Origin of the sequence: Serratia proteamaculans (genome assembly GCF_946227095.1) — a bacterium.
In the GTDB taxonomy this organism is placed as follows: Bacteria; Pseudomonadota; Gammaproteobacteria; order Enterobacterales; family Enterobacteriaceae; genus Serratia; species Serratia proteamaculans_E.
On the sequence record NZ_CAMISV010000006.1, the window covers coordinates 100,173 to 113,283 of the forward strand.

Sequence of the window (13,111 nt, forward strand, 5' to 3'; positions counted from 1 at the left end):
CGGGAGAACGAGCAGAGATGGCTCAGTTCCTGAAATTGGTGGAGGCCCTGCCAGCTACATCCCGGCACACACGTCACCTGCTGCGGCTGCTTCCTTCCGGATCTGACCGAGTTCACAAGTTAGTGTTGCGGGAGAACCAACAGGGCCCCCATTGACGGCTTCTGTACTTTGAAGCGGTGGCTAGTATCGGTGATGGCCAACCAAATAGCAAGCCAACCAGGACCAACCGCTGTTTTCTTACCCACCTTGGCTGTGGCACACTTCCTCCCTTGGTTTTTGCTGCAGCAGGAAAACAGAAATGGAACCAGAAGACGCCTCATTCAGCCAGCGCGTGTTCCACGTGGTGGCCGCTATTCCCTATGGCAAGGTCACGACCTATGGCGAAGTAGCGAAACTGGCCGGCTCACCGCGTGCCGCGCGTCAGGTCGGTGGCGTATTAAGGCGCCTGCCGGAAGGCAGCAGCCTGCCCTGGCATCGGGTGATTAACCGGCACGGACAAATTTCGCAGCAGGGGGAGGACTTCCAACGCCAACGACAGGCGCTGCTTGAAGAAGGGATTATCTTCGGTGCGCACAGCACGGTTGATCTGCTGGTTTATGGCTGGCGCTGGTAACAACAAAACAGCCTTTGGCCGGAGCGCAAAGGCTGTTGATGGTTTACTGCTTCAGGATTGCCGGATTACGGCATGGTTGCCGGGGCAGCCTGCACAGCAATGCCCTGTACCGGAACCATCACCAGGTCGGCACGGGTACCGTTGCGGTTCACCACTTCCTGGATGGTGTCGGTAATAAACATCATTCGGCCGTTTACCGTAATTGCCGCGCTCAGGATAATGCGTGCATTAGGCTGAATGTCCGCCGGGTTATAGGGCAGGACAAAATTAAACGGTGCCTGTTTACCTTCAGTACGAACCGCACGCTGCGCGATCACTTTAGACGGCGCATCCGCCAACGAGGCATCAGAGAGCGTGACGGTCAGTACTGCATCCGGCGGCAGCGCAATGCGCTGGCGAATGTTAACCGAGCCAGTCACCGCCGGGCCCTGAATCTGCGTTTGCGCAATCGCCGGGTTTCCCGCTGTCGGAACAGGTACGTCCGCACTCTTTTGGGCACAACCCGCCAGGGTAACGGTTAGCGCTGCTGCTCCACCTACGATTTGCCAGAGTTTCATGGATCGGTCTCCTTTTTTATTATCAACACGTTGGTGGCTTTCACCACCGCACCTATTAAACTTAGCACAAAACACTGAAAAATCCATTTAGTCCTGCCTATTAATCACTTAGCCTTCTAATAACGCTCAGCATTCAGTCAATTTTCTCTGTGCCATAACGCAATATATTGACGTCTTGCCGTGATATTCCGCACACTGCGCAAAATGATTATTAAAAGGGTAGTAACTTTATGAGCCAGGCACTGCAAAACCTCCTAGATCTGCTGGATCTGGAGAAAATCGAAGAAGGTCTGTACCGCGGTCAAAGTGAAGATCTGGGGTTACGCCAGGTATTCGGTGGCCAAGTGGTGGGTCAGGCACTGTATGCCGCCAAGCAATCGGTACCTGCGGAACGCAGCGTCCACTCATTCCACAGCTATTTCCTGCGCCCGGGTGACAGCAGCAAGCCGATTGTTTACGACGTGGAAATCCTGCGTGACGGCAACAGCTTCAGCGCCCGCCGCGTCAGTGCCATTCAGCACGGCAAACCGATTTTCTACATGACCGCGTCATTCCAAAGCCCGGAGGAAGGCTTTGAACACCAGAACATCATGCCGGACGTGCCGCCACCAGAAGGGCTGATGTCGGAGTCAGACATTGCCCAGAAACTGTCGCATATGTTGCCGGACAAGGTACGTGAGAAGTTTATCGGCCAGAAGCCGATTGAGATGCGTCCGGTCAAATTCCACAATCCGCTGAAAGGCAGTGTGGAAGATCCGCACCGCTACGTGTGGTTCCGCGCCAACGGCACCATGCCGGACGATCTGCGCATCCATCAATATTTGCTGGGCTATGCGTCTGATTTCAACTTCCTGCCGACGGCGCTGCAGCCACACGGTGTCGGTTTCCTGGAGCCTGGCATGCAGGTGGCGACCATCGATCACTCAATGTGGTTCCACCGCCCATTCCGCATGGATGACTGGCTGCTGTACGTGGTGGAAAGCACTTCCGCTTCCGGTGCCCGTGGATTTGTACGCGGCCAATTCTATACCCGTGAAGGCGTACTGGTTGCCACCACGGTACAGGAAGGCGTTATCCGCCAGCGCGAAGCCTAAAAGCCAGACAAAGAAAAAGGGCGATGTCTCCATCGCCCTTTCTATCATCATTATTTTTCGAATTATTTAGCGCACTGCCCTTCTTCAAGGCTTATTGGTTATAGGCACTCTCGCCATGGCTGTTGACGTCCAGACCTTCGCGCTCCTGCTCTTCCGGTACGCGCAGACCAACGATGGCGCCCGCCACTTTAAAGGCGATAAAGGCTGCCACACCAGACCACACCAGCGTGGTCACCACGCTCAGCAGCTGGATCCACACCTGATGCCCCATGGTGACGCCCTCTGCGTACCCGGTGCCGCCCAGCGAGGCGGAGGTGAATACCCCGGTCAGCAAGCAACCGACGATACCGCACACGCCATGCACACCGAACACGTCACAGGTATCATCTACGTTCAGCCATTTCTTCAGCGTGACCACACCCCACAGACCGGCAATACCGCCAATCAGACCGATAATCAACGCCCCGCCCACGCCCACGGTACCCGCCGCCGGCGTGATGGCAACCAGCCCGGCGAGCATGCCGGAACAGGCGCCCAACAGTGAAGGCTTGCCGCGAACAATCCACTCGGCAAAGGTCCAGGAGAGGATCGCGCCGGCAGTGGCCACCACGGTGTTCAGGAACGCCAGTGCCGCAATGCCGTTAGCCGCACTGGCCGAACCGGCGTTAAAACCAAACCAGCCAATGTACAGAATGGAAGCCCCGGTAAACACCATTGGCAGGTTGTGCGGTTTGAACGCTTCCTTACCGAAACCGGCACGTTTGCCCAACAGGTAAGCCCCCACCAGACCGGCGCTTGCTGCGTTGATGTGCACAACGGTACCGCCGGCAAAGTCCAGCGCACCGTCAGCGGCCAGGAAGCCGCCGCCCCACACCATGTGGGCAATCGGCAGGTAAGAGATGGTGAACCAGATTGCCGCGAAGATCACCACCGCAGAGAAGCGGATACGCTCGGCAAAACCGCCCACTACCAGCGCCACGGTAATACAGGCGAACGAACACTGGAATGCTACGTGGATCATCTGGCTAAAGGTCCCGGTGACGCTGTCGATGCCAATGCCTTTCAGCATCGCCGTTTGGAAACCGCCGAAGAACGCATTGCCTTCGCTGAAGGCCAGGCTGTAGCCATAAAGCACCCAGAGTACACACACCAGTGCAAAGGTGACGGTGACCTGGGTTAACATGGAGAGCACGTTTTTGGAACGCAACAAACCACCGTAAAACAACGCGACACCCGGCAGGGTCATGAACAGCACCAAAGCGGTGCAAATCATCATGAAGGCGTTATCCGCCTTGTCTGCGACCGCCGGAGCGGCCAGTGCCAAAGAAGGAACCATGGTTACCGTACTCAGGCCCAACATGGATAAAAGTTTTTTCATTATCAATCCATCCCCATTACTTTACTGAGCCTGTGATTACAGTGCTGCTTCGTCTGTTTCGCCGGTGCGAATGCGAATGACACGTTGCAATTCGGCAACGAAAATTTTGCCGTCACCGATTTTGCCGGTGTAGGCCGCTTTACTAATGACATCAACCACTTCATCTAACTGATCGTCAGCGATAGCGATGTCGATTTTTACTTTAGGTAAGAAGTTGACGCTGTATTCAGCTCCGCGATAGAGCTCAGCATGTCCCTTCTGGCGACCAAAGCCTTTTACTTCGCTTACGGTCAGCCCCTGAATACCTACAGAGGATAGGGCTTCACGCACGTCCTCCAGCTTGAATGGTTTAATCACCACGGTCACCAGCTTCATATTGCCCCTCCACGAATTAAGCCCAAACTCACCCCTGGTACGAGTCTTATAAAGCAAAGGCTATGCCACAAATGATTTTGTACGCTAATTCAGCAAATTAACCGGCAGGACGGCAATCGGGCGCACAGAGATGAGCCAACGACGCGCTACCGCACCAGGAATTGATTAAATATTGCGCACTATTTTGGTGCGTGACGCGTCGAAAAAGTGCAGAGAAAGGGATTTAAAACGTGGCGATGCCTGTTTGTGGTGCGTGGTGGAAAAGAAAGAGGCCGCTAAAGCGGCCTCTGACATTATGCAGTTTGTGTTTCTTCGCGGTTTGCGGCAGCCAGCTCTTCACCCACCAGTTGCAGTTGATACATCTGGTAGTAACGCCCCTGCTGCGCCAGCAGTTGCTGATGGTTGCCATGCTCGACCGCCTGACCCCGGTGCAACACCAGAATCGAATCGGCATCAACAATGGTCGACAAACGGTGAGCGATCACCACCAGCGTGGTGTGTTCGCGGATCAAACGCAGCGCCCGCTGAATCGCTTGTTCCGTGCCTGAGTCAATGTTGGCGGTGGCCTCATCGAGGATCAGGATCTGCGGTGCCTGTACCAGCACCCTGGCCATCGCCAATAGCTGCTTCTGGCCCACCGACAGATTATTGCCCTGTTCGCCCAGCCGGGTATGAATGCCCTGCGGGAAGCTGCGCACCAATTCGGCCAGTTGTACCGTTTTCAATGCCTGCCAAACCGCCTCTTCGCTGATATTGCGCCCCAGCGTGACGTTGGCCAGCACTGACTCGGCGATCACCACCGGGTCCTGCTGCACCATCGCGACACCCTGGCGCAGAGTCCGGTGTGAAAGGCTGGCCAGAGGACGTCCGTCGAGACGCACTTCACCCTGATCGACCGGGTAATAACCCATCAGCAGGTTGGCCAGCGTGCTCTTGCCGCTGCCGGTATGGCCGACCAGCGCCACAAAGCCACGTGAAGGGACCGACAGCGAAATATGCTGCAGTACCTTTTTGTCGTCACGGTAGGCAAAACTCAGGTCGTCAATATCAATACGACCGCTCTCCAGCGGGCGATCGTCCACCCCGTAGCTCTGCTGTTTGCGATCCATCAGTTCGAAAATACGCTCACCGGCCACCACCGCCTGCTGCAGGATCGACTGCTGCGACGTCAACTCAATCAACGGCTCATTCAGACGGCCCAGATAGTTGATAAAGGCATACAGCACACCAACGCCGATCGCCCCCTCACCGCTGAAGCCGAACAGCATCAGCAGACCGCACAGCACCAGCGCCGAAAACAGGCTGAGCAGCGGACGCAGCAGGAAACCGTCTAACCGCAGCGTCTGCATACGCGCGGTATAGTGTGAACGGCTGGCGGCGCTCATGCGCTCCCCGAAGCGGATCTGCTGGCGGAACTGCTGGATCACGCCCATGCCGTTAATCACTTCGTTAAAGCCGTCGTTGATGTCCGCCAGATAGCTACGCACCCGGCGCACAATAGGAATGCTGTAGTACTGATAAATGCCCATCACCACAAATACCGCCGGGAAGATGCAGATCGCCACCAGCGCCATACGCCAGTCAAGGCTGAACATCGCCACCAGCATGGCACCAATCAGCGCCGCACTTTTCAGCACAGTGGACACCACCATCACGTACAGGTCTTTGATCACCTCGGTGTCATTGGTCACCCGCGAGATCAACTGCCCAACAGGTTGAGTATCAAAGGCGCTAAGCGGTTGGCGCAACGCAGCGTCCATAACGTCAGTTCGCAGACGTTGAACTACCCCGACCGCCGCCTGGTTGAACAGCAACGCCTGAAAATAGTGCAGCGCCGCCGCCAACAGCTCCAGCAGGATATAGGCTGCCGCTAACCCGCAGACGATAGTCAGCGGTAACTGACCCTTGGCAACGTAGTTATCGATAAAATAACTGACCAGGATCGGCCCGGCGACTTCCGCCGCCGCGGCGACCCACAGCATCAATACCGCCAGTCCCAGCGGCTTGCGGTACGGCGATCCATAAGCCAGCAAGCGCTTCAGCGTCGGCCACAGCTTTTGCATCTTATTCATTGGCGTCACTCTCCTCGCCGCTTTCCGGGGCCTCATCCAATGCCGCCTCCAGTTGCTGATAGCGATACATATCGCGATACCAGCCGGGTTGAGCGGCCAGGGACGCATGCTGACCACGTTGTGCCACAGCGCCGTGCTGGATCACCAGAATTTCGCTGGCTTCGGTCAGTGCCGAAAGCCGGTGCGCGCTGATAATCACCGTGCGGTTTTGCCCCCAGCTGCGCAGGTTATGCAGGATCTGGTGTTCGGTACGACCATCCACCGCCGACAGCGCATCGTCGAGGATCAGGATTTCTGCATCCAGTAACAGGGCGCGGGCAATGGAGATACGTTGCTTCTGCCCCCCGGAAAGCATCACGCCACGCTCGCCCACCTCGGTTTCATAACCTTGCGGCAGGCGCAGAATATCCTCATGCACACTGGCCAGGCGGGCCGCGCGCTCTATCTGTTCCTGCGTCGCCCCCGGATTCCCCAGCGCGATGTTGTTCGCCACGCTGTCCGAGAACAAGAACGGTGTCTGGCTGACCACGGACAGGCGCGAGCGCCAGTCGTCGAGTTTCACCTGGGTCAACGGCAGCCCCTGATAGCTGATCTGGCCGTCATCAACATCGAACTGGCGCTGGATCAGTGACAGCAGCGTCGATTTACCGGCGCCGGTCGGGCCACACAGGCCGAGCATTTGCCCTGGCTCCAGCTTCAGCACCACATCGTGCAGCGTCGGCTGGCTATTGCCCGGGTAGTGGAATGCGCGGATATCGACCGCCAGATTGCCACGCCCGACCGGCAGCGTTTGCTCACCATCGGTCACAGCCGGGGCTTCATCCAGCAGGCTGCGAATACGGCTATAGGCTGCACTGCCGCGTTCAACGATATTGAACATCCAGGCCAGCGCCAGCATTGGCCAAATCATCAGGCCGAGGTACATAACAAAGCTGGTCAGTTGGCCCAGAGTCATGGTTCCGTTCACCACCATCCAACTGCCACCGCCGATCGCCAGCAGATTGGCGGTACCGATGGCGATATAAATCGTCGGGTCGAAACGGGCATCCACCCGCGCCACGTGCATGTTTTTGGCACCGGTCTGCGCAGCGACTTCGGCAAACTGATTAGACTGATGATCTTCCAGACCGAACGCCTTGATCATACGGATGCTGGTCATGCTTTCCTGCGCCTGATCGTTCAGGCTGGAGAACGCCGCCTGCGCCGATTTAAAACGCTGGTGTAACTGGTCGCCGTAGTACTTGATGACGATCGCCATGATTGGCATCGGGATCAGCGACAGCAGGGTTAGCTGCCAGCTAATTTGGGTGCTCATCACCACCAGCACCGCCAATCCCATCACCAGCGAATCCACCAGCGTCAGCACTCCTTCACCGGCGGCGAAAACCACCCGATCGACATCGTTGGTGGCGCGTGCCATCAGATCACCGGTACGGTGACGCAAATAGAAGGCCGGATTCTGACGGCTAAGCTGGCGGTAGAAGTTTTCACGCAGTTCGACGGCAAGCTGGTAGGACGCCCCAAACAACAGCACCCGCCACACGTAGCGCAGCAGGTAGACAACCACGGCGGTGCCGAGCATCAGCCCCAGCCATGCCATCAGCACGCCGCCGGACATCTGTTTTTCGGTGACGCCATCCACAATGATCCCCACCAGCTTGGGCGGCAACAGTTGCAGTATGGCAATGATGATCAGCAGCACCACCGCCCCGAGGTAGCGACGCCACTCGCGGCGGAAATACCAGCCGATTTGAGCAAATAGTCTCACGCAGTTTTATTCCAGGATGTAATGGTTTTGTCTCTTGTTCTGCCTCAGCAGAGTAGGATACCACCGTTACTTTGCCAATTTGGTGAACTTTTCACTCAGGAATCGGCAGTGCAGTGGTGTATTTGATTTTTTCCATTGCGAAGCTGGAAGTGACGTCGATCAGCCCCGGTACACCGTTCACCAGGCGCTTGTAAAAGCTGTCGTAGCTCTTCATATCCGCCACTTCCACCTGCATCAGGTAGTCGTATTCTCCGGCCATGCGATAGAACGCCAGCACCTCCGGCATCTGCTTGGTCAGTTGCACGAACTGTTGATACCACTCACTGCTGTGCTGCTGGGTTTTGATCAGCACAAATGCCGTCAGGCCCAGGCCGAGCTTTTCGTTATCCAGCAGTGCGACTCGCCCACGGATATAACCTTCTTCTTCCAGCCGTTTGAGCCTTTTCCAACAAGGTGTCGACGTCAGATTGACCGCGTCGGCCAGCACCTGCAGCGGCTGCGTACAGTCCTGTTGCAGCATGCACAGTAATTTACGGTCTGTTTTATCTAACATATCGTCAACCAGGAGAATAATTTTCTCTCATTAGGCGATTAAACAGGAAAAATGGCAATCCTTTTTTCCCCGCAGCAGGCTATATTATGCAACAAACAAGCCCCCTATTCTGAGGCCAGATGATGACAAATTCTTGGGTAAAATATGCTATCGGCGAAATAGAAGCGGATTTTCAACGCTCCGCCGATACCCACCTGATCCGCCTGAACCTGCCGGAATTTCCCGGTATCTGCCTGTACCTGAAAGATGAAAGCACTCACCCGACCGGCAGCCTGAAGCACCGCTTGGCGCGTTCACTGTTCCTGTACGGCCTGTGTAACGGCTGGATCACCGAAAACACCACGATTATCGAGGCTTCCTCCGGCAGTACGGCGGTGTCCGAAGCCTACTTCGCCCGACTGATTGGCCTGCCGTTTATTGCCGTAATGCCTTCCTGCACCGCACGCCGCAAGGTTGAGCAGATCGCGTTCTACGGTGGTCGTTGCCACTTTGTCGACCATGCGGCGCAGATTTACGCCGCCTCCGAGCAGTTGGCGCAAGAACTGAACGGCCACTATATGGATCAGTTCACCTACGCCGAGCGGGCAACCGACTGGCGCGGCAACAACAACATCGCCGACAGCATCTTCCGTCAGATGGCGCGTGAACCCTTCCCGGTGCCTAAACATATCGTGATGAGCGCCGGCACCGGCGGCACCTCCGCAACACTGGGGCGCTATATCCGCTATCAGGGGCACGACACCCGCCTGACGGTGGTCGATCCGGAAAACTCGGTGTTCTATGATTGCTTCCACCAGCGCGACCGCACCCTTATTGGCAGTTGCGGCAGCCGCATCGAGGGCATTGGTCGCCCACGCGCCGAACCCTCGTTTATTCCGTCGGTGGTCGACAGCATGATCCGCGTGCCTGATGCCGCCAGCGTCGCCACCATCCACTGGCTGGAAACGGTCCTCGGGCGCAAGGTGGGAGCCTCTACCGGTACCAACGTATGGGGCGCGCTGCAGTTAGCGAAGCAAATGCGGGAAAACGGCGAGCAGGGTTCGATCGTCACTCTGCTGTGCGACAGCGGTGAGCGCTACCTGGACACCTATTACAATCCAGAATGGGTCAGCAACAATATCGGTGATCTGACGCCGCATCTGGCGCAGTTAGCGGACTTGTAATCGGCAGGTTCAGACGAAAAAAAGCCGGGTAAGTCTTACCCGGCGGCTGCCAATAAAGCCTCATAATTCGGGGGAATAGGTGAGGTAAGGTGAACGCAGCCAATGTTGCAAATAGTGAGCCACCGCCTGCTGTTCGCAGTGACCGATAACCTGTAGCTGTGGCAACAGCGACTTCAACTGTGGCAGGGCATTGCCCATCACCACCCCGTGCCCTACTGCCGCCAGCATTTCCTTGTCGTTCATCGCATCACCAAACGCCATACAGTCCGCCATCTCCAGCCCCAGATGGCGGCTCAGCATATCCAGCGCCGACCCCTTGTTGCAGCCCAGTGGCAACACTTCCAGGCATTCATAAGCCGAGAAACAAAGGTCGACACGCGCTGCAAAGTGCTGGCGCAGCTGCACCTGAAGTTTCAGCAGTTCCTCGTGCGGCCCAACAAAACAAACCTTGCTGTTACCGAACGCCGGTAAACGCCGCAGTTCGGTAAGCTGGTAATGGAAGCCGCTCAGATGGTGGGCCAGCAACATTTCCTCCGGCACCGCAAACCCGGTCATCCAGCCTTCATCACGGAAGACGTGCATGCTGGCGTCGGTGCGCCAGTGGGTATGCAACACCTCTTCGGCAATATCGGCCGGCAAGTCGGTGGCGTGCAGTTGCTGCCCCTGATTGTCGTAGACCCGCGTGCCGTTGCCGGTAATCAGGTAGCCCTGCAGGCCTAACTGCGCCATGATCGGCTGTGCATCAAGATAGTGCCGCCCGGTGGCGAAAGTGACGATCATCTCCCGCTCGAGGAGTTGCTTTAGCACCGCCAGAGTTTCCGGCCCGACCCGGTGATCCGGAGTCAACAACGTGCCGTCCATATCAAAAGCCGCCAGGCGATACATAAAGACCTCGTGAATGTGAACGCGATTACAGTCCCTGCAGTATGGGATGGTATTTGCGGAAGTAATAGTGAACAATTCTGGAAAACTGTTCCGGATTTCCTGACATGCGTCTAACCCACCGCCTTAGCCAGTATCAACGCCTGTACCAGCAGCTAGGTAGCGCACCGGTCGCCATCACTATCGGCGAGCTGGCAGCGATGTTCTATTGCAGCGAGCGCCACGCCCGCACTCTGGTACAACAACTGCAAGATCAGGGTTGGCTGAGCTGGCAGTCACAGCCCGGGCGCGGTAAACGTGCGCGTTTGCACTGTCTGAAAACGCCGGACGAGCTGCGGGCTGCCCATCTTCAGAGGCTACTGCAGGAGGGCGATCATCAGGGTGCGCTGGAAATGGCGCAGTTGGATCCGCAACATTTACAGGAACTGCTTAGCCCACATCTTGGTGGTCAATGGCAAGCCGGCAGCCCAACGCTGCGTATCCCCTACTACCGCACGCTCGAATCGCTGGATCCGCTGACCCTGACCGGCCGCGCCGAACAGCATTTGGTTGCCACCCTGCATGCCGGGTTAACGCGGTTTATTACCGGTAATCCCGAGCCACAATCAGATCTGGCCCACCATTGGCAAATCAGCGATGACGGCCTGCGCTGGCAGTTCTTTCTGCGCAGCCAACTACGCTGGCACAACGGTGAACCACTGACCGGCCAGCAACTGCTGCAAACGCTGGAAAAACTGCAGCAGCATCCTCGCAGTCAACCCAGCCTGGCCAACGTTGCCAGCCTCAGTCTGCCCCATCCGCTGTGCCTGCAGTTTGATTTGCAGCATCCGGACTACTGGCTGGCGCACCGGCTGGCGGAATTGCCTTGCCTGCTGACTCACCCGGATGCTTCAGGCATGGGCGCCGGCCCATTTAAATTGACGCTGAACCAACCGCACCTGGTCCGGCTGGAGCAACACCCGTTTTACCATTTGCAGCATCCCTATCTGGAGAGTATTGAGTATTGGATCACTCCCGAACTGAATGTTGGCGATGTTTATACCAGTTGCCAGCATCCGGTACGCATTACCCTTGGTCAGCAGGAAGAGATGGCGTTGGCGCGGCCGGTACAGCGCAGCATGAGCCTGGGTTGGTGCTATCTGGCGGTGAATTTGAAGCACGGCGTACTCAGTGAGGCACAGGGGAAAAAACTGCTGATGCTGATCCAGCGATCCGGCCTGCTGGCCAATCTGCCGGTGCCCAACAGCGTCATCACCCCCAGCCACGAAATGCTGCCCGGCTGGGCAATCCCACAGCATCAGGCCGACGAGGATATAGCCCTGCCCGCCAAATTGACGCTGTTGTATCGGCCACCGGTGGAGCTGGAGACGGTCACAGTGGCCTTGCAGCAACTGTTGGCGCAACATGGCTGCGAGCTGGAACTACGCTACTACGCGGGCAAGCGCTGGCAGAGTACCGAACAAATCGAACAGGCCGATCTGCTGCTGGCGGATAACCTGATTGGGGAATCACCGGAGGCGACGCTGGAAAGCTGGCTGCGGCAGGATACGCTGTGGCGCGGTATCCTGCCCGACGCTCGCTGGCAGCATCAGCAACAAACGCTGCAACAGATCCAGCAGCTACCGGCACAGCCGCCGCGTTATCAGCAATTGAAAGACTATTATCAACAACTGATGGCCGCGGCGATCATCACTCCGCTGTTTCACTATCAGTATCAAATCAGCGCGCCACCGCGCATTCATGGCGTCACCCTGACTGCCCACGGTTGGTTCGATTTCTGTCAGGCCTGGCTGCCACCGCCGGTGGACACCATGGAACCCCCTTCGACAGACTAAGTCTGGCTGGCTCTGCGGTAGCCAGACATTTCTGCTACCATTGTTGCCGCAACGCATTTTTATCCTACCGCCCGAATGTGTATCGGGTAGGGTCTCAGCAATAAATTGAGGTAATTTTATGAAGCGCGCAGTTGTCGTTTTCAGCGGTGGACAAGATTCCACGACCTGCTTGATTCAGGCATTGAAACAGTATGATGAAGTTCACTGCGTCACCTTTGACTACGGCCAGCGCCATCGTGCCGAGATTGAGGTGGCTCAGGAACTGTCGGTGGCCCTGGGGGCCAAGGCGCATAAGCTGCTGGACGTAGGCCTGCTTAATGAATTGGCGATCAGCAGCCTGACCCGTGACAACATTCCGGTTCCCGCTTACGGCAGCACGCAAAGCAATGGGTTACCGAGCACCTTTGTACCAGGTCGCAACATTCTGTTCCTGACGCTGGCGGCGATTTATGCCTATCAGGTCGAAGCTGAAGCGGTGATCACCGGCGTCTGTGAGACTGACTTCTCCGGCTACCCTGACTGCCGTGACGAGTTTGTCAAAGCGCTGAACCAGGCCATAGTGCTGGGCATCGCCCGCGATATCCGCTTTGAAACGCCACTGATGTGGCTTAACAAGGCAGAAACCTGGGCACTGGCGGATTACTACCATCAGTTGGAGCTGGTGCAACAGGAGACCCTGACCTGTTACAACGGCATTAAAGGTGATGGCTGCGGTGAATGTGCGGCCTGTCATCTGCGCGCCAACGGGCTGAAGCAGTACCAAATCAACAAAGCCGAAGTGATGGCAAGCCTGAAGCAAAAGACCGGTCTGGTCTGATTGA

Annotated in this window: 12 protein-coding genes and 1 other RNA gene; 5 read left to right on the forward strand and 8 right to left on the reverse strand. The window is 56.9% G+C overall.

Annotated features, from left to right (window positions below; all coding sequences use genetic code 11):
- Positions 1-45 precede the first annotated feature (45 nt).
- Positions 46-142, reverse strand: an RNA gene (ffs, locus tag OC597_RS13855) — signal recognition particle sRNA small type.
- 156 nt (positions 143-298) lie between these two features.
- On the opposite strand from ffs, the gene OC597_RS13860 reads away from it, so the two are divergent.
- Positions 299-613, forward strand: a complete 315-nt coding sequence (locus OC597_RS13860; protein ID WP_261251710.1) for an MGMT family protein — start codon at positions 299-301, stop codon at positions 611-613.
- A gap of 65 nt (positions 614-678) precedes the next feature.
- Here OC597_RS13860 and OC597_RS13865 read toward each other — a convergent pair whose 3' ends face one another.
- Positions 679-1,170: a YbaY family lipoprotein gene (locus OC597_RS13865; protein ID WP_261251709.1), complete on the reverse strand. Its 492-nt coding sequence runs from the start codon at positions 1,168-1,170 to the stop codon at positions 679-681.
- 230 nt (positions 1,171-1,400) lie between these two features.
- Between OC597_RS13865 and tesB the strand changes: the two genes are divergently transcribed.
- Positions 1,401-2,264 (forward strand): acyl-CoA thioesterase II, encoded by an 864-nt coding sequence (gene tesB / locus OC597_RS13870; RefSeq protein WP_261251708.1) that lies wholly within the window; start codon positions 1,401-1,403, stop codon positions 2,262-2,264.
- Between the two features lie 91 nt (positions 2,265-2,355).
- On the opposite strand, the gene amtB is transcribed toward tesB, so the two are convergent.
- The 5 genes from amtB to OC597_RS13895 form a co-directional block, all read right to left on the reverse strand.
- Positions 2,356-3,642, reverse strand: coding sequence for an ammonium transporter AmtB (amtB, locus tag OC597_RS13875; protein WP_261251707.1), 1,287 nt, complete (start codon positions 3,640-3,642; stop codon positions 2,356-2,358).
- A 36-nt stretch (positions 3,643-3,678) separates the two neighbouring features.
- The gene (gene glnK, locus OC597_RS13880) at positions 3,679-4,017 is read right to left on the reverse strand and encodes a P-II family nitrogen regulator (RefSeq protein ID WP_012005549.1); all 339 of its coding nucleotides are present in this window, start codon (positions 4,015-4,017) and stop codon (positions 3,679-3,681) included.
- A 293-nt stretch (positions 4,018-4,310) separates the two neighbouring features.
- Positions 4,311-6,089 carry a SmdB family multidrug efflux ABC transporter permease/ATP-binding protein gene (locus OC597_RS13885; RefSeq protein ID WP_261251706.1) on the reverse strand — a complete coding sequence of 593 codons (1,779 nt, stop codon included), beginning with the start codon at positions 6,087-6,089 and terminating at the stop codon, positions 4,311-4,313.
- Positions 6,082-7,857 carry a SmdA family multidrug ABC transporter permease/ATP-binding protein gene (locus tag OC597_RS13890; RefSeq protein ID WP_261251705.1) on the reverse strand — a complete coding sequence of 592 codons (1,776 nt, stop codon included), beginning with the start codon at positions 7,855-7,857 and terminating at the stop codon, positions 6,082-6,084. The genes OC597_RS13885 and OC597_RS13890 overlap by 8 nt, the downstream gene beginning before the upstream one ends.
- A 91-nt stretch (positions 7,858-7,948) precedes the next feature.
- Positions 7,949-8,410 carry an Lrp/AsnC family transcriptional regulator gene (locus OC597_RS13895; RefSeq protein WP_261251704.1) on the reverse strand — a complete coding sequence of 154 codons (462 nt, stop codon included), beginning with the start codon at positions 8,408-8,410 and terminating at the stop codon, positions 7,949-7,951.
- 122 nt (positions 8,411-8,532) lie between these two features.
- Here OC597_RS13895 and OC597_RS13900 point away from each other — a divergent pair, with 122 nt between their 5' ends.
- Positions 8,533-9,573 carry a PLP-dependent cysteine synthase family protein gene (locus OC597_RS13900; RefSeq protein ID WP_261285138.1) on the forward strand — a complete coding sequence of 347 codons (1,041 nt, stop codon included), beginning with the start codon at positions 8,533-8,535 and terminating at the stop codon, positions 9,571-9,573.
- A gap of 60 nt (positions 9,574-9,633) precedes the next feature.
- On the opposite strand, the gene cof is transcribed toward OC597_RS13900, so the two are convergent.
- Positions 9,634-10,458, reverse strand: coding sequence for an HMP-PP phosphatase (gene cof, locus OC597_RS13905; protein ID WP_129935942.1), 825 nt, complete (start codon positions 10,456-10,458; stop codon positions 9,634-9,636).
- 104 nt (positions 10,459-10,562) lie between these two features.
- Here cof and OC597_RS13910 point away from each other — a divergent pair, with 104 nt between their 5' ends.
- Both OC597_RS13910 and queC read left to right on the forward strand, forming a co-directional pair.
- Complete coding sequence (locus OC597_RS13910; protein WP_262209155.1) at positions 10,563-12,290, forward strand: SgrR family transcriptional regulator; 1,728 nt, start codon at positions 10,563-10,565, stop codon at positions 12,288-12,290.
- 118 nt (positions 12,291-12,408) lie between these two features.
- Positions 12,409-13,107: a 7-cyano-7-deazaguanine synthase QueC gene (gene queC, locus OC597_RS13915; protein WP_261251702.1), complete on the forward strand. Its 699-nt coding sequence runs from the start codon at positions 12,409-12,411 to the stop codon at positions 13,105-13,107.
- Positions 13,108-13,111: the final 4 nt, after the last annotated feature.

What these genes read in the sequence shown, in the direction of transcription:
- OC597_RS13860 (WP_261251710.1), top strand. Translation starts at nt 299, where the DNA reads ATGGAACCAGAAGACGCCTCATTCAGCCAGCGCGTGTTCCACGTGGTG.
- tesB (WP_261251708.1), top strand. Translation starts at nt 1,401, where the DNA reads ATGAGCCAGGCACTGCAAAACCTCCTAGATCTGCTGGATCTGGAGAAA.
- OC597_RS13900 (WP_261285138.1), top strand. Translation starts at nt 8,533, where the DNA reads ATGACAAATTCTTGGGTAAAATATGCTATCGGCGAAATAGAAGCGGAT.
- glnK (WP_012005549.1), bottom strand. Translation starts at nt 4,017, where the DNA reads ATGAAGCTGGTGACCGTGGTGATTAAACCATTCAAGCTGGAGGACGTG.
- OC597_RS13885 (WP_261251706.1), bottom strand. Translation starts at nt 6,089, where the DNA reads ATGAATAAGATGCAAAAGCTGTGGCCGACGCTGAAGCGCTTGCTGGCT.
- cof (WP_129935942.1), bottom strand. Translation starts at nt 10,458, where the DNA reads ATGTATCGCCTGGCGGCTTTTGATATGGACGGCACGTTGTTGACTCCG.
- queC (WP_261251702.1), top strand. Translation starts at nt 12,409, where the DNA reads ATGAAGCGCGCAGTTGTCGTTTTCAGCGGTGGACAAGATTCCACGACC.
- OC597_RS13895 (WP_261251704.1), bottom strand. Translation starts at nt 8,410, where the DNA reads ATGTTAGATAAAACAGACCGTAAATTACTGTGCATGCTGCAACAGGAC.
- amtB (WP_261251707.1), bottom strand. Translation starts at nt 3,642, where the DNA reads ATGAAAAAACTTTTATCCATGTTGGGCCTGAGTACGGTAACCATGGTT.
- OC597_RS13865 (WP_261251709.1), bottom strand. Translation starts at nt 1,170, where the DNA reads ATGAAACTCTGGCAAATCGTAGGTGGAGCAGCAGCGCTAACCGTTACC.
- OC597_RS13910 (WP_262209155.1), top strand. Translation starts at nt 10,563, where the DNA reads ATGCGTCTAACCCACCGCCTTAGCCAGTATCAACGCCTGTACCAGCAG.